The organism is Mesorhizobium sp. LNHC221B00 (genome assembly GCF_000502935.1).
Lineage (GTDB): Bacteria > Pseudomonadota > Alphaproteobacteria > Rhizobiales > Rhizobiaceae > Mesorhizobium > Mesorhizobium opportunistum.
Window position 1 is genome coordinate 21,073 of record NZ_AYWR01000025.1, and the last position, 20,199, is coordinate 41,271.

At 64.3% G+C, this 20,199-nt stretch carries 19 protein-coding genes; 9 read left to right on the plus strand and 10 right to left on the minus strand.

What is annotated here, in order from left to right; genetic code table 11:
• Positions 1 to 12: 12 nt before the first annotated feature.
• Positions 13 to 873 (plus strand): ATP/GTP-binding protein, encoded by an 861-nt coding sequence (locus tag X741_RS141905; RefSeq protein WP_023779936.1) that lies wholly within the window; start codon positions 13 to 15, stop codon positions 871 to 873.
• Between the two features lie 115 nt (positions 874 to 988).
• Positions 989 to 1,615: a DNA-3-methyladenine glycosylase gene (locus X741_RS141900; RefSeq protein WP_245272781.1), complete on the plus strand. Its 627-nt coding sequence runs from the start codon at positions 989 to 991 to the stop codon at positions 1,613 to 1,615.
• A gap of 128 nt (positions 1,616 to 1,743) precedes the next feature.
• Here X741_RS141900 and X741_RS1000000170020 read toward each other — a convergent pair whose 3' ends face one another.
• The 3 genes from X741_RS1000000170020 to X741_RS141890 form a co-directional block, all read right to left on the minus strand.
• Positions 1,744 to 1,887, minus strand: coding sequence for a hypothetical protein (locus X741_RS1000000170020; protein ID WP_156937942.1), 144 nt, complete (start codon positions 1,885 to 1,887; stop codon positions 1,744 to 1,746).
• Positions 1,888 to 1,957: 70 nt separating this feature from the next.
• Positions 1,958 to 2,659: a phosphatase PAP2 family protein gene (locus tag X741_RS141895; protein ID WP_023779938.1), complete on the minus strand. Its 702-nt coding sequence runs from the start codon at positions 2,657 to 2,659 to the stop codon at positions 1,958 to 1,960.
• A 28-nt stretch (positions 2,660 to 2,687) separates the two neighbouring features.
• Positions 2,688 to 3,026 (minus strand): hypothetical protein, encoded by a 339-nt coding sequence (locus X741_RS141890; protein WP_013892067.1) that lies wholly within the window; start codon positions 3,024 to 3,026, stop codon positions 2,688 to 2,690.
• Between the two features lie 169 nt (positions 3,027 to 3,195).
• On the opposite strand from X741_RS141890, the gene X741_RS141885 reads away from it, so the two are divergent.
• Together X741_RS141885 and X741_RS141880 are read left to right on the plus strand one after the other, a co-directional pair.
• Positions 3,196 to 4,593: a sensor histidine kinase gene (locus X741_RS141885; protein WP_023779940.1), complete on the plus strand. Its 1,398-nt coding sequence runs from the start codon at positions 3,196 to 3,198 to the stop codon at positions 4,591 to 4,593.
• Positions 4,590 to 5,252 carry a response regulator transcription factor gene (locus tag X741_RS141880; RefSeq protein WP_023779941.1) on the plus strand — a complete coding sequence of 221 codons (663 nt, stop codon included), beginning with the start codon at positions 4,590 to 4,592 and terminating at the stop codon, positions 5,250 to 5,252. Before X741_RS141885 ends, X741_RS141880 begins: the two co-directional genes overlap by 4 nt.
• Positions 5,253 to 5,514: 262 nt before the next feature.
• Here the strand turns inward: X741_RS141880 and X741_RS141875 are convergent, their stop codons facing one another.
• Positions 5,515 to 6,009 carry a hypothetical protein gene (locus X741_RS141875; RefSeq protein WP_031250429.1) on the minus strand — a complete coding sequence of 165 codons (495 nt, stop codon included), beginning with the start codon at positions 6,007 to 6,009 and terminating at the stop codon, positions 5,515 to 5,517.
• Positions 6,010 to 6,469: 460 nt separating this feature from the next.
• Between X741_RS141875 and X741_RS141870 the strand changes: the two genes are divergently transcribed.
• Both X741_RS141870 and X741_RS141865 read left to right on the plus strand, forming a co-directional pair.
• Complete coding sequence (locus X741_RS141870; protein ID WP_023779943.1) at positions 6,470 to 8,473, plus strand: PhoX family phosphatase; 2,004 nt, start codon at positions 6,470 to 6,472, stop codon at positions 8,471 to 8,473.
• A 130-nt stretch (positions 8,474 to 8,603) separates the two neighbouring features.
• Positions 8,604 to 8,828, plus strand: a complete 225-nt coding sequence (locus X741_RS141865) for a hypothetical protein (RefSeq protein ID WP_023779944.1) — start codon at positions 8,604 to 8,606, stop codon at positions 8,826 to 8,828.
• Positions 8,829 to 8,911: 83 nt separating this feature from the next.
• On the opposite strand, the gene X741_RS141860 is transcribed toward X741_RS141865, so the two are convergent.
• From X741_RS141860 to X741_RS141850, 3 genes are all read right to left on the minus strand, one after another.
• Complete coding sequence (locus X741_RS141860; protein ID WP_023779945.1) at positions 8,912 to 9,592, minus strand: GNAT family N-acetyltransferase; 681 nt, start codon at positions 9,590 to 9,592, stop codon at positions 8,912 to 8,914.
• Positions 9,589 to 10,074, minus strand: coding sequence for a MarR family transcriptional regulator (locus X741_RS141855; RefSeq protein WP_023779946.1), 486 nt, complete (start codon positions 10,072 to 10,074; stop codon positions 9,589 to 9,591). Before X741_RS141855 ends, X741_RS141860 begins: the two co-directional genes overlap by 4 nt.
• A gap of 101 nt (positions 10,075 to 10,175) precedes the next feature.
• On the minus strand, positions 10,176 to 11,363 hold the full coding sequence (locus tag X741_RS141850; protein ID WP_031250430.1) for an NAD(P)/FAD-dependent oxidoreductase: 1,188 nt from the start codon (positions 11,361 to 11,363) through the stop codon (positions 10,176 to 10,178).
• A 407-nt stretch (positions 11,364 to 11,770) separates the two neighbouring features.
• Here X741_RS141850 and X741_RS141845 point away from each other — a divergent pair, with 407 nt between their 5' ends.
• A complete protein-coding gene (locus X741_RS141845) occupies positions 11,771 to 12,808 on the plus strand; it encodes a phosphatidylglycerol lysyltransferase domain-containing protein (RefSeq protein WP_023779948.1) in 1,038 nt (345 codons plus the stop codon).
• 67 nt (positions 12,809 to 12,875) lie between these two features.
• Here X741_RS141845 and X741_RS141840 read toward each other — a convergent pair whose 3' ends face one another.
• Together X741_RS141840 and X741_RS141835 are read right to left on the minus strand one after the other, a co-directional pair.
• The gene (locus X741_RS141840; RefSeq protein WP_023779949.1) at positions 12,876 to 13,637 is read right to left on the minus strand and encodes an ABC transporter permease; all 762 of its coding nucleotides are present in this window, start codon (positions 13,635 to 13,637) and stop codon (positions 12,876 to 12,878) included.
• Positions 13,634 to 14,560: an ABC transporter ATP-binding protein gene (locus X741_RS141835; RefSeq protein WP_023779950.1), complete on the minus strand. Its 927-nt coding sequence runs from the start codon at positions 14,558 to 14,560 to the stop codon at positions 13,634 to 13,636. The genes X741_RS141840 and X741_RS141835 overlap by 4 nt, the downstream gene beginning before the upstream one ends.
• Before the next feature lie 471 nt (positions 14,561 to 15,031).
• Here X741_RS141835 and X741_RS141830 point away from each other — a divergent pair, with 471 nt between their 5' ends.
• Together X741_RS141830 and X741_RS141825 are read left to right on the plus strand one after the other, a co-directional pair.
• Positions 15,032 to 16,393 (plus strand): cytochrome ubiquinol oxidase subunit I, encoded by a 1,362-nt coding sequence (locus X741_RS141830; RefSeq protein WP_023779952.1) that lies wholly within the window; start codon positions 15,032 to 15,034, stop codon positions 16,391 to 16,393.
• Between the two features lie 4 nt (positions 16,394 to 16,397).
• Positions 16,398 to 17,402, plus strand: coding sequence for a cytochrome d ubiquinol oxidase subunit II (locus X741_RS141825; RefSeq protein WP_023779953.1), 1,005 nt, complete (start codon positions 16,398 to 16,400; stop codon positions 17,400 to 17,402).
• A 25-nt stretch (positions 17,403 to 17,427) separates the two neighbouring features.
• On the opposite strand, the gene X741_RS141820 is transcribed toward X741_RS141825, so the two are convergent.
• Positions 17,428 to 20,019, minus strand: coding sequence for an AAA family ATPase (locus tag X741_RS141820; RefSeq protein WP_031250432.1), 2,592 nt, complete (start codon positions 20,017 to 20,019; stop codon positions 17,428 to 17,430).
• Positions 20,020 to 20,199 lie beyond the last annotated feature (180 nt).

A 20,199-nucleotide genomic window follows, 5' to 3' on the forward strand; every position in this document is an offset into this window, starting at 1 on the left:
AGGAGACCAGCCATGAACCGCCTCATCATTTCCGCCTTTGCCGCCACCATCGGCATCGCCGCCACACCGGCTGCCCAGGCCGGCGAGCTCTGGCGCGCCAAGGGGCTCGAACAGCCGGAATCGGCGCTGTTCGACGCCGCCAACAACCGCATCATCGTTTCCAACATCGTCGGCAATCCCGGCGATGCCGACGGCAATGGCTACCTCAGTGTGCTGTCCCCGGACGGCAAGACGGTGACTCAACACTGGAGCGACGGCATGGACGCGCCCAAGGGCATGGCGATATCGGGCGGCAAGCTCTATGTCGCCGACATCACCAAAATCCGCGTCGTCGACCTCGCCAGCGGCAGGCTGGTCGCCAGCATCGCCGTGCCGAATGCCGTCTTCCTCAACGACATGACATCGGATCATACGGGCAAGGTCTATGTCACCGACATGCTGGCCGACACGATCTACCGCATCGACGGCGACAGGCCCGAGCTGTTCACTGGGGATCCGATGCTGGCCTCGCCCAACGGCGTGTTCGCCGATGGCAACCGGCTGATCGTCGCCTCCTGGGGCAAGGGCATCAAGCCCGACTTCAGCACCGCGGAGCCGGGCGGGCTGCTGGCCGTGGACCTCGCCAGCCGGGCGGTGTCGCCGTTGCCTGGCGCGCAGGAATTCGCCGACCTCGACGGCGTCGTCGCCATCGGCGACACCATCTATGCCACCGCCTACATGACCGGCACGCTCTACCGATACAGGGCCGGCGGTGCGCCGGAAGCAGTGGCGCATTTCAAGCCGGGCAGCGCCGACATCGGCACCGACGGCAAGTCGATCCTCTACGTGCCGTTGATGAACGAGGGCGAGGTCGCTGCATTGAAGCTCGATTGAGCACCGGCGCGTCGGGGCCATCCCGCGCCATCCCGCGCGACCTTCGCTAACAGTCGTGAGATGGACCGTGGTAGGACGGTCCATCGACAACGACAGTCAGGGAGGTTTGGCATGGATGGACCCCCCTGAGAATCCGGCCGCCATGACCTCCTACCGCCCGATCACCCGTTCGGAATTGCCTGACGATACAGCCGCTCTCGCCCGTTATCTTATCGGCAAGCTGGTGGTGCGGGAATTGACCGAAGGCGTGGCCAGCGGCCGCATCGTCGAGACCGAGGCGTATGTCGTCGGCGATGCCGCCGGGCATGGCTACCGGGGCATGACCCCGCGCAACCGTTCGCTGTTCCTCGAGCCAGGGCACGCCTATGTCTATCTCGCCTATGGCATCTCATACATGCTGAACGTCTCGAGCGGGATGGAGGGCACGGGCACCGGCGTTCTGATCAGGGCTCTCGAGCCGCTCGAAGGCATCGCGATCATGCGACGGAACCGCAGTGTCGAGCGCCTGTGCGATTTGGCGCGCGGACCGGGACGGCTGGCGATGGCGTTGCGGATCGATCGTTCGCTCGACGGGCTCGATCTTTGCCGGACGGGCCCGCTATGGCTCGCAAGCGATAATCACGCACCCGGCGACATCGGGCAAAGTATCAGGATCGGCATTTCGAAGGATGCCGACCGGCTGCTGCGGTTTTATGTCAGGGGCAACCCATTCGTCAGCGGTCCAAGGTCGCTCAATCGATAAGGACGCGGCCGCTCTCTTCCTCCCGATGAAGCTGGACGCGAAGAGACTTCCCCGCCAATTGCACTCGGCGCGTGTCTTCTGGTCGATACCGGCCAAGGCCGATGCGGCATGTATCCGCGCGGCAGCGATCATTCGCCGGCCCCCTTTTCCATTTTTCTGATACTTCCCGGAAATTGCAGGCTAGGGTGTTTTGGGTTTGGGCAGGGGGTAATGCGATTGACCATTTTCAGGGCGTTGATGACATCGGCATGCCTGATGTCGACAATTTTCATGCTGACGGGATGCGGGCACGTGATCAACCGATTGATCTGACGCACAGCCGAGGCGCTCAGTCAGGCCCCGTCAGGCATCGTCGCTTACCATCTTGCGCCGCTGCAGGAACCGCGCCACCAACCAGCACAGCATCGCCCAGGCGAAGCCCGCGCACCAGCCCGCCAGCACATCCGACGGCCAGTGGACGCCGAGATAGATGCGGCTGACGCCGACCAGCACCGCCGTCAGCACAGCGAGCGACAGAACGTAGATCTTGGTCGCCCGGCCATGCAGGAAGCGCGCCGCCAGTGAACCGAGCGTGAGGTAGGTCACCGCCGACAGCATCGCATGGCCGCTCGGGAAAGAGAGCGACGTCTCGTTGACCAGATGCGAAACGAGTTCGGGCCGGGGCCGGTCGACGCCGACTTTCAACAGGCTCGACAGAAGCTGGCCGCCGGCCACGGCGACGAAGATGAGAAGCGCGGTTCCCGGTCTGCGGATCAACAGCAGATAGATGATCGTCGCCGTCGTGATCAGCACCAGCACGCTGGTGCTGCCGAGGCTGGTGATGTCGCGCATCGCCCCTTCCAGCCATAGCGGGCCGAGCGGAACGCCGGGCTGCCCCGCTTGGCGGAAGGCAAGCAGGATCTCGGTGTCGAAGGCATGCGGCTCGGTTGTCCGCGCCAGTTCCATCAGTTCCACGAAGCCCCATAGCCCGCCGGCGATAACCAGGCCGGCCAGCAGGACCGGGAATTCGATCCGGTTGAGCAAGGTGGTGGCGGTGTCTTTCATCGGATCGGTATCGCAGCCGTCATCTCTATCATCGTCCTTGCAGATAGGGCCCGAGCGTGATCAGCGCCACCGCGGCGATCGCCAGCAGGATGCCGGTCGCCTGCAGTGCGTTGACGCGCTCGCCGAAGAACACCAGCGCCACGACGTTGACAGAGACCAGCTGGATGACCGCCGAGAGGCTGAACGACACCGACATGCCGAATTCGCGGATCAGCCGCAGCATGATGAGATTGCCCAGCGAATAGAGCGCGAGTGTCAGAAGGATCTTGCCCAGGCTCGGCGCCAATCCCCATTGCTTGGCCGCGGTCGCCGCCAGAAGGAAGATGACCGTAGAAAAGCCAAGCTGCAGCAATCCCGAAAAACTCAACGTCCCCTCCCCTAGAAGCGGCGCCCGCCGCGTGTGCCGCGGCCCTTGTTTCCGAAGCGCGCCGGGACGTCAAGCGGCCTCGTTCAAACGAAGGCCTTGGCAACGGCAAGACGGAGGCTCAATGTACCGACGCCGCTCAGCCTGTCGATCGAAGGGCGGTCAGGGGCTCATGATACGCAGCATCTTTCAGAACTTGGCGCGGCGCTGGAGCGAGCTTTCGCTCGCTGTGCAATTCCTCGTTGCCGGCGGTTTTGGCCTTCTGGTCGTCATGCTGCTGGTGGGTGCCTGGGTGACGACGCAGATCCGGGACGGCGTCACCCGCAATTCGGCCGCCACGACGGCGCTTTATGTGGACAGCGTGATCGCGCCGCTGCTGCCCGACCTGCGCAAGAGCGAGGAGCTCAGCGACTCCGTCAAGCAGGCGCTCGACGAAACGCTCGGCCAGGGCGCGCTCGGCAAGCGCCTGGTCTCGTTCAGGCTCTGGCGCCGCGACGGCACCGTGCTCTATTCGAAAGACTCCTCCTTGATCGGCCGCCGCTTCGATCTGAACGACCACCTGCGTTCCGCCTTCCAGGGCAACGTCGCTGCCCAGTTCGACACGTTTGACGAAAACGAAGAGAAGGAGCGGGCTTCGGGCGAACCGTTGCTGGAGATCTACAATCCCGTGCGCGAACCCTGGTCCGGCGATGTGGTGGCGGTCACCGAATTCTACGAAATCGCCACCGATTTCAAAGCCACGCTGGCCTCCGCCCTGCTGTCGAGCTGGCTGATCGTGGCCGGCACCACCTTGACGGCATTCCTGCTCCTGTCGGGGATCGTGCTGCGCGGCAGCCGCACCATCGACGACCAGCGCGGAGCGCTGCGCCGCCAGGTGTCGGAGCTGCAGGGCCTGGTGGCGCAGAACAGCGCCTTGCGGCAGCGCGTGCAGCGGGCGTCCCGCCGCGCCACGGCGCTCAATGAAAGATATTTGCGCCGCATCGGCGCCGACCTGCATGACGGGCCGGCCCAACTCGTGGCCCTGGCGGCGCTGCGCATGGACAGCCCGGTGTTTACCGGCGATGACCATTGGGAGGGGAACCGCGCGACCGAGGTGGCAATGATCCGCAAGACGCTCGAGGATGCGATGCAAGAGATACGCGGCATCTGCAACGGCCTTGTCCTGCCACAGATAGAGACGGCCGCGGCAACGGAAATATTGCGGCTGGCCGTCAAAGAGCACGAGCGCCGAACCGGAACGTCGGTGGCGCTCACGCTGCCAGGGCAGTTGCCCGAACCCGGCGCTTCGGAGAAGATCAGCATCTATCGTTTCGTACAGGAAGGGCTGAACAATGCCTATCGCCACGGCCGGGGCAAGGATCAGGCGGTGGCCGCCGGAATGAAAGGCGGCCGGCTCTTCGTCGAAGTATCGGACGGCGGGCCAGGCTTCGACCCGGCGACACGGGTCGAGGGATTGGGGCTCGCCGGCCTCAGGGAGCGGGTCGAAAGCATTGGCGGCCAGTTCGAAACCTTGACCGGACCGCAAGGTACGCGCTTGGTGATCAGTTTATCGGTTGAGGAGCAAGCATGACCGAGACCATTCGTATCGCCATCATCGACGATCACCCGCTCTTTCGGGAAGGCGTGACGCGCAGCCTGTCGGAGATCGGCGGCTTCGAGATGGTCGGCGAAGGCGCGACCGCGCAGGACGCCGAACGCATCGCGTCGACGGCGCGGCCCGACATACTGCTGCTCGACATCTCCATGCCGGGCGGCGGCCTGACCGCGGTTGCAGGCATCCTTGCCAACCATCCCGCCCAGAAGATCGTCATGCTGACCGTTTCGGAGGCCAATGCCGACGTGACCAAGGCCCTGAACGCCGGGGTACACGGCTATGTCCTGAAAGGTGTCGGGTCGCGTGCGCTCGCCGACATCCTGCGCAACGTGGTGGCAGGCGAGAGCTATCTTTCGCCGATGCTGTCGGCGCGGCTGCTTTCGGATCTCCAGTCCCAGCAGCCCGCCGACGGCATGGCGGACCGGCTGCGGCAACTCACGGAGCGGCAGAGCGAGATTCTGCGGCTGGTGGCGGAGGGGCTCAGCAACAAGGAAGTTGCCCTGCGGCTGGATCTGCAGGAGAAGACCGTCAAGCACCATATGACCGGCGTGCTGTCGAAACTCAACGCGCGAAACCGCACCGAGGCGGCCCTGATGATGCGTGAGTTTCGCGACCGCGACCGGAACCGCGCATAGACGCCGTCGCTATGCCGGCGCCATGCGGGAAACCGCGCGAGAGCATTTCACCGTTTCAAGGAAACGGCGAACCGCTCTATCTCTTTGTTTTTACGCAATTCCCAAGGGAAAGCGCTACGCGCTTTTCTCGAGAAAACCGTGTCACACTTTTCCTGGAATTGCTCTAGGTAGGCCGGATAAACGAGGTCACCTCCGCCGGGGGCGGCGGAGGTGACATGCGAAGCCGGCCGTTGCCTGTTGACCAGCTCCACAAGGCCCGGATTCACAAAGCATTAAGACGTTTGACATCGGCCGGCGTGGCCGGGCGGTCGACGATCGTTCGGTCGAGCGCATCCTGCATTCTGAAACGGCCGTTCTCGATCTTTTCCGTCAAGCCGTCCGGGTGCTCGACCGTGATCGTGCTGCCATTGATGTCGACCTTGTCGCCGGTCGCCGCGTTGACATGGCTGCCGCTCTGGCCCTTGCCGGAGGCGGCGCCGCCTTTTCCGGAATTGCCGCCGCTATTGCCGTTGCCGTTCCCGCTGTTGCCATTGCCGCTGTTGCCGCCGCTATTGCCACCACCGTTGCCGCCTCCACTACCACCGCCGTTGCCACCGCCATTACCGCCATGGCCACCGCCGGCGGCCTGTGCGCTAGCGGCGTCGATTCCAAGGGCGGAGCCGTGAAAGGCAATCTGATAGGGGGCGAGAGTCAGCGCCAGGAAAGCCGCCGATCCGAGCGTCAGCCGTCGGCAACGGGCCGTGATCGATCCGTACATCCTGATCTCCGTCGATTGAGCCGGCGTGCCCATCCCAACGTTGCAGTGCAACCAACATCGCCGAAAGACGTGGTGACCGGAAGCAACCTCCGACCGTTGCGTTTGTCACCCAAGACCTTTGCAAGCGCAAGCTTGGACTAAAGTCCCATCTCGGATGCCTGAGAACCCGCCTCGCGGGAGCAATGGAGCGGCCGCGCCGCGCATCACCGCCGACGGGAGACAACAGCCGTCGAGCCTGAAGGTCACCTCTGGCGGGAGTGGCGGAGGTGACAGAAAGAACCCCTTGCCTGGCCTGTTCAAGAACCCATTTCGCGGCTCTCCGGCACAGGAGACACGACCGCCTTGCCGGCGTTTGCGGAATGTCGTTTAAAAGTGACTTCTCATGTCACGAAAATGTGACCGGCCGACTGTAAGGGGTCGAAAGACACAAGCTCCAGCCACTCCAAAGCCAGAGGCCCCAATGACCGAACATCGCGCCCCCGACGCCAAATTCCGCACCAGCCTGCTCGAGGAAAACGACGGACCGGCCATCAATCCCACCGACAACCGCACCATGGGCGAGATCATCGCCGTGCGGTTTTCGCGCCGGGGGTTCCTGAAGGGATCGCTCGCCGTCTCGGCGATTGCCGCCACCGTCAGCCCGCTGGCGCTTGTCAGCGCCGACGAAGCCCGTGCCGCGGAGGGCTCCGCCTTCAAATTCGACGAACTCGAGGCCGGCATCGATGACAAGCACCATGTCGCGCCGGGCTATGACGCCGACGTGCTGTTGCGCTGGGGCGATCCGCTGTTTGCCGATTCGCCGGAGTTCGATCCGGCCAAACAGTCGGCCGAAGCCCAAGCCAGGCAGTTCGGCTACAACAACGACTATGTCGGTTATATCCCGATCGACGGCTCGGCCGAGCATGGCCTGCTGGTGGTCAACCACGAATACACCAACCCGCATCTGATGTTCCCCGGCATCGTCAAGATCGTCGACAAGGACGGCAAGAAGGCGGCCGAAGTCGCGCCGCTCAGCAAGGAGCAAGTCGATGTCGAGATGGCCGCGCATGGCGGCACCATCGTCGAGATCCGCAAGGTCTCGGGAAAATGGCAAGTGGTGCGCGACGGCAAGCTCAACCGCCGCATCACCTCGAACACCGAAATGGCGCTATCGGGCCCGGTCGCCGGCCATGACCGCGTCAAGACCAATGCCGATCCATCGGGCACCAAGGTCATCGGCACCATCAACAACTGCGCGGGCGGCGTCACGCCCTGGGGCACCTATGTGATGTCCGAGGAGAACATCCACGGCTATTTCTCCGGCGAACTGCCGGAGGGCCACAAGGAGGCCGCCAACTACAAGCGCCTCGGCATCCCTGAAGGCGCTTACGAATGGGGCGCGCATTACGACCGCTTCAACCTGGCCAGGGAGCCTAACGAGGCCAACCGCTTCGGCTGGATCGTCGAGGTCGACGTCAACGATCCGACCTCGACGCCGAGGAAGCGCACCGCCATGGGCCGCTTCAAGCACGAAGGCGCCGAATCGATCGTCGCCAGGGATGGCCGCGTCGTCTTCTATCTCGGCGACGACGAGCGCTTCGACTATGTCTACAAGTTCGTCACCAAGGGCACCTTCAATGCCAATGACCGCGCCGCCAACAAGGACCTGCTGGACGACGGCACGCTGCATGTCGCCAAGTTCGCCGAGGATGGTTCGGTGGAATGGCTGCCGATCGTCTTCGGCCAGGGGCCGCTAACGGCCGAAAACGGCTTCGCCGGCCAGGCCGACGTGCTGATCGAGACGCGCCGGGCCGCCGACCTGCTCGGCGCCACCAAGATGGACCGCCCGGAGGACATTCAGCCCAATGCCGTCAACGGCAAGGTCTATGTCATGCTGACCAACAATTCCAAGCGCAAGGCCGACCAGGTCGACGCCGCCAACCCGCGCGCCGGGAACGCCTTCGGCCACATCATCGAAATTTCGGAAGAGGGCGGCGATTTTGCCGCTGCCAAAGGCAGATGGGAAGTGCTGCTGAAATGCGGCGATCCCTCGGTGGCCGATGTCGGCGCCACCTTCTCGACGGCGACGACGGCCAATGGCTGGTTCGGCATGCCCGACAATTGCGCGGTCGATTCGGCCGGGCGCCTGTGGGTCGCCACCGACGGCCAGGGGCCGAAGGCTACCGGCCGCACCGACGGCCTGTGGGCGGTCGACACGGAGGGATCGGCGCGGGCGATCTCGAAATTGTTCTTCCGCGTGCCGATCGGCGCAGAAATGTGCGGCCCGCTGTTTGCGCCCGACGACCAGACCGCCTTCGTCGCCGTCCAGCATCCGGGCGACGGCGGCGAGGACTGGGAAGCGTTCGGTCGCCCATCCTATTACGAGGATCTGTCGACCCGCTGGCCGGATTTCAAACCGGACATGCCGGTACGGCCGGCGGTTGTCGCGATTACGAAACAGGGTGGCGGCAAGATCGCTGTCTGATATCAGGCGGCGGTTTGCAATTGCGGGATGGCCTTGGCGATCCATGGCCATCCCGACTGAACCCGTTCAAGCCTCGGGAAAGATTGGCAATTTAGGAATGGCGCCCTAACTCTTCCTTCAGGAGACCGCCATGCCTAAGTCCGTTTATGACCGTGGCCTGCTCAAACCCGATGATATCGCCAGGCTGCAACGCGTGTTCGACGAGGCCTGCCGACGGCGCGAAGCGCATCCCGAATCCACCGAGGCGCGCGAGTTGGCTCTCACCCTGCTTGCGCTCCACAATGCCGGCATGGTCGACGAGGACATGCTGATGGAAGCCGTCGGTTTCCGGCGGCTGGAACCGAAATCGGCGTGAACGCCAGGGGCAAGGAACTGCTCGGGCTTTTTGGGGTGGCCGGTTCCTGGCGGAATGCCGTTTCACATTTTCCTGGGGTCGCTCTATCTGGCACGCTGAGCGACAGCCACATTGATCGTGCTTCTAAGTCTGAAGCCGATGGATTCGTACAGCTTTATCGCGCCTGTGTTGGTGGCATATGCGTGAAGATAAGGGATTTCGCCGCGGGCTAAAATCTGATTCGCGACGAACACGGACAACAGCCGGCCGAGGCCGGCGCCGCGAAATTCCGGATGCGAACACACGCCGCTGAGTTCGCTATAGCCAGGCTGCTTCATGCGCTCGCCGGCCATCGCCACCAGCCTGCCCTCGACCTTCACGCCCCAGAAGTCGCCGAGGCTCAGTGCCCCTGATGTGAACGGACCAGGCTTGGTGAGCGTGGCCAGTGCCAGCATCTCGGCCACATCATCGTGCGTCAGGCGCTGCACGCGCTCATCAGACACGGCCTGCACCGGCGCGTCGGCGAGCATCTGAACGGCGGTCGCCGACAGTGTTGCCGAGAGGCCGGTCGGAAGGACAATCGCGTCGGCCTGTAGCATGATCACGCTTTCGCTTGGATCGACAAGGTCACTGAGCGCCCGCAGGCTTTCAGCATCGTCCGCTGCGGTGGCGGCAAAGAGGGCGATCGACGGTGAATAGCGCCTGGCGAGCTTGCCGCCTTGCGCGAAAGCCCGATGCCGCGTCTCCAGCGCGCTCCAGACGGGCCGGTCGAGAACATGTTTCATTGCGCTGCGCCCTTTTTCACACGCCGATCGAGCGGGGCCATGGCCAGGCCGTCCTCGATGGCGGCGAGTTGATCGAGAAGCGGCCCCGAAAGATCCCGGCACAGATCCGCGACGGCGCGCTCGATGCGTGGCCAGACGTCCTGCTTCGCAACGTCGACCAGGTGCTGGCCCTTCCTGGTCAGCGAGACCATCTTGCGCCGCTGGTCGCCGTCCGACTGGATGGCTTCGACCAGGCCCAACTCGGCCAGAAGCGACACGCTTCGCGTCACGCCGGGCTGCGTGAGCCCGAGCGACTGCGCCAGTTCGCCGACAGCCAATGGCCCCAGCCTGTCGAGCGCGGCCAGCAACGGGTACTGGCTCGACTGAAGCGGAACCTCCAGGCCATCGAGCACGCGCTGCGCATCGGCCTGCAATTGCTCGCCTATGCGCTTCAGCCGGCTGCCCAGGCAGAGATATCCAAGGGATCGCAGAACATCTTCCATGATCAATCCGTTCGATGCATAACCATAACAGGTTATATAACAAGGCAAGTAAATAAGTCAAGGCGCGGATATCCGACGTTTTTCCGTCGCCTCGACCTGAATCAGCCCGATGCGCCGGATACGGGCGAGGAGCCGGCAATTCGCCTGGCGATCGCCTTGGCCAGTATGGCGGCATTGGCGAAACAGCCGCGAATGCTCGGCCGCATGCCGGTGAACCAGAGGCCCGGCAGTTTCGGATCGGCCTCGCCGCCGTTGAAGAGCGGAACGCCCTTGTTGTCGAGCACGCCGAGATTGCCGACCATGCTCTCCAGCCCGGTGCGGTAGCCCGTCGCGGCAATGACGATGTCGGGACCGATCAGGCTGCCATTGGCCAGGATCACGCCGTCGCGGGTGAACTCCCGTATCGCCGGCACCACGACGATCTTGCCCGATTTGATGGCGTCGACGGCGCCGTCATCCGCGGCGATCGCGGTGTAGTCCGAGGTCAACCGGCTGACGCCGCCCGACGGCGCGGGCGGCATGCCGAATTTGGTGAGGTCCCCGAAAACCAGGCGCTGTGTCGCCGCGATCACCGCATCGGCAATGCGGGTCGGCAAGCGCGCCATGAGCGGCGAAAGCCGATGCACGGCAATCTTGCCGATCCGCTTGGGCAGAAGGGCGGGTCCGTTGCGGGCCGACAGCCAGATCGCGGACGTATCCACGTCGGCCAGATGATTGAGCGCGTCGAAGCCCGAATTGCCGGCGCCGACGACCAGCACCTTCTTGCCGGCATAGGTCGTCGCGTCGCCAAAATCCGCCGAATGGACGATCCGGCCCGCAAAGGTCAGCATACCCTTCCACTGCGGCGTGAAAGGCTGCCTGTCGCGGCCGGTGGCGACAACGACATGACGCGCCAGGCGCGGCCCGGCGCTGGTGCGTATGGCCCAATGATCGCCCCTGAAGACGATGGTCTCGACGGCAACGCCAAACTCCACCGGCAGGCGGTTCGCCTCCCTGAAATCGTTCATGTGGCGAATGACGACCTCCCTTTGCGGAAAGGCGGGTGTACCCGTCGGATAGGCAAGGCCCGGCAGCGTCGAGAGATCGCGGTGGGTGTTGAGACGCAGCTGCCGGTGCCGCCGATGCCAGGGCTCGGCCAGCCGGCTTTCCTTTTCCAGGATCGACGTCGGCACGCCGGCCTTCATCAAAGCCTGTGCGACAGCCAGTCCGGCGGCGCCGGCGCCAATGACGATCGCCGGCTCGACCGCCGCCACCTGTTCCATCATCTGTCTGGTTGTCGTATCAGCCATTCACTCTTCGGTCCCGTTCAACCACAATAGCATCCCCGCAAGGCTCGCAGGGCGCTGTAACCGTCTGATTGCGGGCAGGATCCCCGATACAGCGGATCGGCAGCGATTTTCGAGGCCCGCGCCAAGCTGCGGCTGCGCTCCGGAGCATTCCACCGCCACGCCGGCCGGAGCCAATTGCCGGCTTCTGTCCCAATAGATCGCGCCCTATATGGCATATCGGCGGCATCGGCGATAATCAGGTCGCGGCAATGTGATTGATTCGAGGTCCGGGGGCGGATCCCGTTACCGACGCAGGAATTCGAAACCGGCAACCGATTTCGGCTTCCCGCGAAAAAACAAGGCGCCGTGGCGCGTCCTGCGTGTCGACAGACACGTCGCGCCACAGATGGCACGCGGAAATCTCGACCATGCCCTCCTTGCGGATCTATTTCGACAAAATCCTCGAGGGCGTCTCGCCCAAGGTCGAGCGCCAGGAACTGACGCATGTCGAACGCCTGGCAATCGTGCGCCGCCACGGCGATTTCTCGCTCGCCTATTCCACCGCCGTGCAAGCGAAGCTCTCCTATTTTGGCGACGCCGACGGCTACATCGCCTTCGGCACCAAGATGAAGCATCATTTCGCGCTTGGCGACCCGGTGGCGGCGCCGGCCCGGCGGCCCGACTACATCAGGCGCTTCGTCGAGACCGCCGGCGACCCGTGGTTCGTGCAGATCGGCGAAGAGACCGCGCGCGTGCTGGCCGGGCTCGGCTACAAGGTCAACCGGCTGGGCATCGACACCCGCCTTGTCCTGCCCGAACATGATTTTTCCGGCAAGCGCAACGAGACCGTGCGCTATTCCGAACGCTGGCTTTCAAAGAAGGGCTTTTCGTTCGACGAGGACAAACGCACGATCCATCTCGACGAGATACAGCGGCTCTCCGACAATTGGCGCGGCGACCGCATCGTCAAGCGCTGGGAAATGGGGTTCCTCAACCGTCCGTTTTACGATCAGCTCGGCACCGATATGCGCCGCTTCGTCCTGCATGGCCCGGACGGCGACCTTATTGCCTTGCTCGATTTCGATCCGATATTTCGCGACGGCAAGGTCATCGGCTACACCACAGCCTTCAAGCGCAAGCATATCGATGCCTCGCCGCACGCCGAGATCGGCCTGACCAAATTCGCGGTCGACCGTTTTCGCGAGGAAGGCATCTCAGTGGTCACGCTTGGCCTGTCGCCGCTCGTCGACGTGACCCAGAGCGGGTTTGCCGAAAGCGATTTCTGGCGCAACACCTTCCAGCGCACCTATTCGTCGCCATGGGTCAACCGCCGCAGGTTCAACCTGCAAGGCCAGGCGGCTTTCAAGCGCCGTTTCCATGGCGTCGAAGAGCCGGTCTATGTCGCCTTCCGCAAGGGGACTTATATCGAGATGCTGGGGCTGCTACGGCTGGTCAAGGCGATCTAGGTCTGCCGCTATTCAAGTGATGCCGGCCCGGCCTGAATCTCGACAGACCTGCCCGTGAGTGCCCGCCTCAATTCCTCAGCCGATAACCCGTCCGGAAGATCCAGGCGACGATCGCTATGCAGACGGCCAGGAACACCAGCGTCATGCCGAGGCTGACGCCGACCGAGACATCGGCCTTGCCGTAAAAACTCCAGCGGAACCCGCTGATCAGATACACCACCGGGTTGAACAGCGTGATCGTCTTCCAGATGCCGGGCAGCATGTGGATCGAATAGAAGCTGCCGCCGAGGAAGGTCAGCGGCGTGACGATCAGCAGCGGCACCAGCTGCAGCTGCTCGAAACTCTTCGCCCAGATGCCGATGATGAAGCCGAACAGGCTGAAGGTCACCGCCGTCAGGATCAGGAAGGCCAGCATCCAGAACGGGTGTTCGATCTGCAGCGGCACGAACAACGAGGCGGTGGCCAGGATGATCAGGCCGAGGATGATCGATTTGGTGGCCGCGCCGCCGACATAGGCGATGACGATCTCCAGATAGGAGACCGGCGCCGACAAAAGCTCGTAGATCGAGCCGACGAATTTGGGGAAGTAGATGGCGAAGGAGGCGTTGGAGATCGACTGCGTCAGAAGCGACAGCATGATCAGCCCCGGCACGATGAAGGCGCCGTAGCTGATGCCGTCGATCTCGGTGATGCGCGAACCGATGGCCGAGCCGAAGACGACGAAATAGAGCGATGTCGAGATGACCGGCGAGACGATGCTCTGCAGCACGGTGCGAAAAGCACGTGCCATTTCCATCCGGTAGATCGCCCATACAGCGCGAAGGTTCATGGCTCCCTCCTCACCAGATTGACGAAGATCTCCTCCAGCGAAGAGTTTTGCGTGTCGATGTCGCGGAACTGGATGCCGCCGGCCTCGAGATCGCGGATCAGCGAGGCGACGCCCGGCCGCTCGGCCTGGTTATCATAGGTGTAGGTCAATTGCCCGCCATCCGGCGACAGCTCCAGCGCATAGTGCGAGAAGGCTTCCGGGATCGTCGTCAGCGGATTGCGCAGTTCCATCACCAGCCGCTTGCGGCCGAGCTTGCGCATCAGTTCGGCCTTGTTCTCGACCAGGATGATCTCGCCGCGGTTGATGACGCCGACACGGTCGGCCATCGCCTCGGCTTCCTCGATGTAATGGGTGGTGAGGATGATGGTGACGCCGTCCTCGCGCAGGCGGCGCACCATCGCCCACATGTCCTGGCGCAATTCGACATCGACGCCGGCGGTCGGCTCGTCCAGGAACAGGATGCGCGGCTCATGCGACAGCGCCTTGGCGATCATCAAGCGCCGCTTCATGCCGCCCGAGAGCGTGATCGCCTTGGCGTCCTTCTTGTCCCACAGCGACAGGTCCCGCAGCACCTTCTCGACAAAGGCGTGATTTGCCGGCTTGCCGAACAGGCCGCGGCTGTAATTGACCGTCGCCCAGACGCTCTCGAAGGCGTCGATGGTCAGTTCCTGCGGCACAAGGCCGATCAGGCTGCGCGCGGCGCGGTAGTCCTTGCCGATGTCGTGGCCGTCGACGATGACCGTGCCGGTCGAGCGGTTGACGATGCCGCAGACGATCGAGATCAGCGTCGTCTTGCCGGCGCCATTGGGGCCGAGCAGCGCGAAGATCTCGCCGCGCTCGATGTCGAGATTGACTTCCTTGAGCGCCGTGAAGCCGGTGGCGTAGGTCTTGGAGACCCCGGAAATGGTCAGGATGGAGGGCATGAGTGAAAAAGGCTGCTTGAAAGAGATTTTTGTTGCGCTGAATGTCGGTGCGCAGGGCCGGAAGTCAATGCCGCTCCTGACAATTCTGGACAAAGCTATGCCATTCTGGGCGACATGCGGTGGCAAAAAGTGCCGGCCAGGGCGGGCCAGCACTGGATGCGGCTGGATAGTGCCTATTCGTGCGAAAAGAGCTTCCGGTCCAACGCTCGCTGGCTGTCCTTGACGTAGAATTTGTCGTCAGCCGCCAGCCTGCCAAGCGCCGCCGATCGGCGTGTGCGCGAAGCCGTGATCAGTCTGAAGATGCGCAAGTTCGCGGACGCGCTTGGCGAGGTACCCGAAACGACGGCGTAGAGCCGCATGCGTCATATTGGCGGGGCGCTGCGGCGTTCCGCCTCGCGGCGGGAAGCCGCTTTGACCGACCGGCGAGACGGGCCTATCTTTCGCGAATATTGGAAGCAGCCGGAGCCTGCCATGGACCCGCTCATACTGTCGCGCATGCAGTTCGGCGCGAATATTTCGTTCCACATATTGTTTCCCGCGATCACCATTGCGCTTGGCTGGGTGCTGCTGTTCTTCAAGCTGCGCTACAACGCGACCAATGATTCCGCCTGGATGCGGGCCTATTTCACCTGGGTGAAGGTGTTCGCGCTGTCCTTCGCCATGGGCGTGGTCTCGGGCGTCACCATGAGCTTCCAGTTCGGCACCAACTGGCCGGGCTACATGGAAACGGTGGGCAACATCGCCGGGCCGCTGCTGGCTTACGAAATCCTCACCGCCTTCTTCCTGGAGGCGGCCTTCCTCGGCATCATGCTGTTCGGCTTCCGCCGCGTGTCGAACCGCATCCACACGCTGGCGACGGTGCTGGTGGCCGGCGGCACCACCGTCTCCGCCTTCTGGATCATCGCGCTCAATTCCTGGATGCAGACGCCGACCGGCTTCGAGATGATCGACGGCAAGGCGCACGCCGTCGACTGGTGGGCGATTGTCTTCAATCCGTCGATGCCCTACCGGCTGGTGCACATGCTGCTGGCATCGGGCCTGACGGTGTCGTTCCTGATCGCCGGCCTGTCGGCGCTGCGCTACCTCTACGGCGACCGTTCGGAATCGATGTGGAAGGCGCTGCGCACCGGCGTCTTCACCGCCGCGATCCTGATCCCGATCCAGATCCTTGCCGGCGACCAGCATGGGCTGAACACGCTGGAACACCAGCCGCAGAAGATCGCCGCGATGGAGGCCAACTGGAACACCGGGCCCAACGTGCCGCTGGTCCTGTTCGCACTCCCCGACGAGGCGGCAAAGGAGAACAAATTCGAGATCACGATTCCGGATGGGGCGAGTCTGATCTTGCGGCACTCGACCAGCGGCGTGGTGCCGGGGCTGAACGACTATCCCGGCAATCATCCGCCGGTCTTTCCGATCTTCTGGAGCTTCCGCGTCATGGTCGGCACCGGCCTGCTGATGCTTGTCGTCTCGTGGTCGGCGGCCTTCTTCCTCAAGCGCCGCCACAGCCTGCCGAAACCGCTCGCCTTGCTGATGGTGCCGATGGCGCTGTCGGGCTGGCTGGCGACGCTGGCCGGCTGGTACACCACAGAGATCGGCCGCCAGCCCTGGCTGGTGACGGGCGTGCTGAAGACCGCCGATGCCGTCGGCCCGGTCGCCGGCAGCCATGTCGCGCTGACGCTCGCCATCTATCTCATTCTCTACGTGCTTTTGCTGATCGCCTATCTCGGCGTGCTGGTGCATCTGGCGCTGAAGGCGGCGAAGGACGGCGATAGATCGCCGCTGCCGGGCGTGCTCAACGCACCGATGTCGCAGCCGGCGGCGGGGGAGTAAGAAAATGACCTACGACTGGCCAACCCTGCTTCCCCTCATCTTCGCCGGCCTGATGGGCCTCGCCATCCTGATCTACGTCATCCTCGACGGTTTCGATCTCGGCATCGGCATCCTGTTCGCAGCCGCCGAGGATGCCGAGCAGGACACGATGATCGCCGCGATCGGTCCGTTCTGGGACGCCAACGAGACCTGGCTTGTGCTGGCCGTCGGCCTGCTGCTGGTCGCCTTCCCGATGGCGCATGGCGTCATCCTGACCGCACTCTACATCCCGGTGTTCGTGCTTCTGGTCGGGCTGATCCTGCGCGGCGTCGCCTTTGATTTCCGGGCCAAGGTACCGACCGAGCGCAAGCACCGCTGGAACCGTATTTTCTTCCTGGGATCCATCATCGCCTCCCTGGCGCAAGGCTATATGCTGGGCGTGTATGTGCTCGGCCTCGATGTCGGCCTGGGCGGAATGGCGTTCGGCGTGCTGGTGGCGTTCTGCCTGGCCGCCGCCTACGCGGCGATGGGCGCGGCCTGGGTGATCTACAAGACCGAAGGCGAGCTGCAGAAGAAGGCGGTGCGCTGGCTGCGCACCGCGCTGGTGCTGACCGCGCTCGGCATGGTGGCGGTGTCGCTGGCGACGCCGTTTGCCAGCCCCCGCATCTTCGACAAATGGTTCGTCTGGCCGCAGATGCTGTATCTCTCGCCGCTGCCTATCCTGTCGGCGCTGCTGTTCCTGTGGCTGTGGCGGCAGACCTTCCATCTGCCGCAGCCCGACGACCGCCATGCGCTGACGCCGTTCCTGACTTTGGCCGCGATCTTCATGCTCGGCTTTGCCGGCCTTGCCTGGTCGTTCTATCCGTTCGTGGTGCCCGACAGACTGACCATCTGGCAGGCGGCCTCGGCGCCGGAAAGCCTGGCCATCATCCTGGTCGGCACCGTGGTGGTGCTGCCGATCATCATCTTCTATTCCTTCTATGCCTACCGTGTGTTCGGCGGCAAGGCGACGGATCTGACCTACGACTGACGCACCGGCGCCGGTTGCCGGAGTTTCAGATCAGTCCGGAATCGCGTGCCGCCGCCGTCGCCTCGCCACGGGAAATGGCGTCCAGTTTTCCCAGAACCGCCGAGACATGGTGATCGACCGTCTTCGGCGAAATGGCGAGGTGCTCGGCGATCCGCTTGTTGGAGAGGCCGCGCTCGATCAGCTGCAGCACTTCCATCTGGCGCTGCGTCAGGCCGGCGCTGTTGGCGCGCGTGGTCTGGCGCGGGCCGCGCGCGATGTTGTTGACGCCGTTGCGCCGCATGATCTCGCGTACCTTGTGTGCCACCGCCCCGGCGCCGAGGCGCTCGAAAATCTCCAACGCCGACCGCTGCGCCGGCTCGTCGCCCTGCATCAGCGCGAGCCCGCGCTCGAAGGAAGCGCCCATTCCGGCCCACACATCAGCCGCCCCCCGCCAGTCGCCGCCCAGCAGCATCCGGTAGGGTTCGGCCATGCCCGTGGTGTCGCCGGGGTCGCAATCCGGCGCCAGCACCTGCCGCCAGCAGGCCAGTTCGGCGAACACGGCCCGCGTCGGCGACAGGCTCTCGGCCGCGTCGATCAGGTCCAGCGCCTCGTCCGTGTCGGCTTGCCCGAGCCATGCCCGCTCGGCCATCAGCAAGGCGTAGGGCGCCAGCCTTTGCAGTTCCCCGCCCCTTTCCAGGAAGCGCATCATCTCCTCGAAGAGCGGCCCGGTGCCGGGGTCGCCGCGCCGGACCCGCAGCCGGGCCAGCGCCACCACGGCGGGATAGCGCACAAGAGCCGTCGCCTGGTCATTGGCAAGCAGGTCGAGCGCCTCGGCCTCCGCCAAATCCCATTGTCCCTGGCGCAGCCGCAGCTGGGCCAGCACGCCGCGCATGTAATCGCGCCAGGTGACGAGGTCGTTTTCGACGCAGTAATTGATGCCGCGCTCGAGCAGGGATCGCGCCTCGCTATAGCCGAGCTGGTTCATCTCGACACAGGCGCTGTTGGTGAAGGCGCGCGCCGCGTGCTCCTGAAAATTCTGCTCGATGGCGATTTCGAGGCTCTGGGCAAGGCGCTGGCGGCCGCTGGCCAGATCCAGCCATTGCTCGGCTGATCCGACATTGTTGAGCGCGTGGCAGAAGATGTCGGGCCGGTCCAGCAGCCCGGCCAGCTTGATCGCCTTGTCTCCCAGCGACAATGCCACGTCGAGCCGTTCGGACAGCATCGCCAGCTGCGAGAGATTGGAATAGGCCATGGCCAGTTCCGGGCCGGCGGGCGCGGTCTCCAGCAACGCGACCGCCTGGGCGCCCAACAAATCCGCGCTCTTTCGATCCCCGAGCAGATAGGCGAAGCGCGACAGGCACCTGAGGCTGTTGCCTTCCTTCAGCAATTTGCCCAGGTCCCGCTGCAGCTTGCGCGCGTGTTCCTGCGCCGCGATGGCGTCGTCGATGCGGCCGATCAAGTGGCATTCGAAGGCATATTGCTCGTAAAGCGCGGCACGCTCTTCGGCGGGCAGGCCGTCCGCCTGGCGCAAGGCAACTTCATAGTAACCGGCGGCGTCGCGATGGGCGCCAACCCTTGATGCCTCGCGCGCCGCGAGCGGCGCCAACTCCCGCACCACCTCGAAATTGCTTGCCTCGACCGCGTGATGCACCAGACGCGCGGTGGCGATGTCTCCCCTTTCGAGCAGCGCCGACAGAGCCCGCTGGTTGAACTGCCGCCTGTGGCTGCTCGTCAGCGTCATCTCGATGGCGCGGCGGGCGATCTCATGGCGGAAAGCATAGGCATCGCCCAGATCGTCCAGCAGTCCGTTCGACACGCATTCGGCCAGCTGGCCGGCGCTGGCGACGCCGCACAGGCCCTGCAAGGCCCAGGCGTCGGCACGGCGCGGAAATACCGACACTGCGTCCAGCATCGAACGCGCGCCGGCGGACAGCCGCTCGGCGCGCGCCAGCACGGCGTCGCGCACACTGGCGGGCGGCATCGTCTCGTTGTCGGCGCACAAAAGCTCGGTGACGAAAAAAGCGTTGCCGGCGGTGGCCCGGTAGATGGCCTCGCCATCGCGCCCGGCGCTCGTGGCCAGGGACCGCACCGCCGCCTCGCTCAGCAGCGGCACCTCGATGCGGGTAATGCTACCCGCCGGAATTTCGCCCAGCGCCCGGCGTACGCGCATCTGGCCTTCGCTGCGGTCGGTGCGCGCCGTCAGGAGCAGCAGGATGTGGGTGTTGGCAATCCGCCGGCCGAGGAACCTGATGAAATCGAGGGTCGCGTCGTCGGCCCAGTGCAGGTCCTCGATCACCAGCAATGTTGGCCGGGCCTTGCTCTCGAACACTGCGAGGGCGTCGGAAAACAGGGGCAGTCTTTGGCCCTGCCGGGCGTCGATCGCCTGCGGCAGCGGCCACTGCGCCTCGCGCGCCAGATCGTAGAGCGGGCCAAGCGGATCGGGGATCGACAGGTCCTCGCACGCGGAGCGCAAGATGCGCGCCCGCTCGCCGGCTTCGGCGATGAAGGCCTCGACAAGCGCCGATTTGCCGGCGCCCGCCTCGCCTGACAAGGCCGCTACGTGGCCGTGGCCGCGCATGGCTTCCGCCAACAGGCCGTCCAGGTGCTCCAGCTGTGTCTGCCGTTCCAGAAGCATCATCATCCGCTCGATTGTGGCCTGATTTGCCGTCGTGTCGCGTTCAGCCACCACTATAGGTGGGTTCGGTATCCGCTGTGTGGCTCCGGACAACCAACGTTGCAAACATGGGGAATCGTCCCGGCAAATATGGGGAATGGTTCCGATGCGCGGGTTTGGCGAGCGTGGTCAAAGGCCCCAGCG

What these genes read in the sequence shown, in the direction of transcription:
- X741_RS141870 (WP_023779943.1), top strand. Translation starts at nt 6,470, where the DNA reads ATGACCGAACATCGCGCCCCCGACGCCAAATTCCGCACCAGCCTGCTC.
- X741_RS141865 (WP_023779944.1), top strand. Translation starts at nt 8,604, where the DNA reads ATGCCTAAGTCCGTTTATGACCGTGGCCTGCTCAAACCCGATGATATC.
- X741_RS141835 (WP_023779950.1), bottom strand. Translation starts at nt 14,560, where the DNA reads ATGCCCTCCATCCTGACCATTTCCGGGGTCTCCAAGACCTACGCCACC.
- X741_RS141855 (WP_023779946.1), bottom strand. Translation starts at nt 10,074, where the DNA reads ATGGAAGATGTTCTGCGATCCCTTGGATATCTCTGCCTGGGCAGCCGG.
- X741_RS141820 (WP_031250432.1), bottom strand. Translation starts at nt 20,019, where the DNA reads ATGATGCTTCTGGAACGGCAGACACAGCTGGAGCACCTGGACGGCCTG.
- X741_RS141845 (WP_023779948.1), top strand. Translation starts at nt 11,771, where the DNA reads ATGCCCTCCTTGCGGATCTATTTCGACAAAATCCTCGAGGGCGTCTCG.
- X741_RS141885 (WP_023779940.1), top strand. Translation starts at nt 3,196, where the DNA reads ATGATACGCAGCATCTTTCAGAACTTGGCGCGGCGCTGGAGCGAGCTT.
- X741_RS141850 (WP_031250430.1), bottom strand. Translation starts at nt 11,363, where the DNA reads ATGGCTGATACGACAACCAGACAGATGATGGAACAGGTGGCGGCGGTC.
- X741_RS141900 (WP_245272781.1), top strand. Translation starts at nt 989, where the DNA reads ATGGACCCCCCTGAGAATCCGGCCGCCATGACCTCCTACCGCCCGATC.
- X741_RS141860 (WP_023779945.1), bottom strand. Translation starts at nt 9,592, where the DNA reads ATGAAACATGTTCTCGACCGGCCCGTCTGGAGCGCGCTGGAGACGCGG.
- X741_RS141825 (WP_023779953.1), top strand. Translation starts at nt 16,398, where the DNA reads ATGACCTACGACTGGCCAACCCTGCTTCCCCTCATCTTCGCCGGCCTG.
- X741_RS1000000170020 (WP_156937942.1), bottom strand. Translation starts at nt 1,887, where the DNA reads ATGAAAATTGTCGACATCAGGCATGCCGATGTCATCAACGCCCTGAAA.
- X741_RS141880 (WP_023779941.1), top strand. Translation starts at nt 4,590, where the DNA reads ATGACCGAGACCATTCGTATCGCCATCATCGACGATCACCCGCTCTTT.
- X741_RS141905 (WP_023779936.1), top strand. Translation starts at nt 13, where the DNA reads ATGAACCGCCTCATCATTTCCGCCTTTGCCGCCACCATCGGCATCGCC.
- X741_RS141895 (WP_023779938.1), bottom strand. Translation starts at nt 2,659, where the DNA reads ATGAAAGACACCGCCACCACCTTGCTCAACCGGATCGAATTCCCGGTC.
- X741_RS141830 (WP_023779952.1), top strand. Translation starts at nt 15,032, where the DNA reads ATGGACCCGCTCATACTGTCGCGCATGCAGTTCGGCGCGAATATTTCG.
- X741_RS141875 (WP_031250429.1), bottom strand. Translation starts at nt 6,009, where the DNA reads ATGTACGGATCGATCACGGCCCGTTGCCGACGGCTGACGCTCGGATCG.
- X741_RS141840 (WP_023779949.1), bottom strand. Translation starts at nt 13,637, where the DNA reads ATGAACCTTCGCGCTGTATGGGCGATCTACCGGATGGAAATGGCACGT.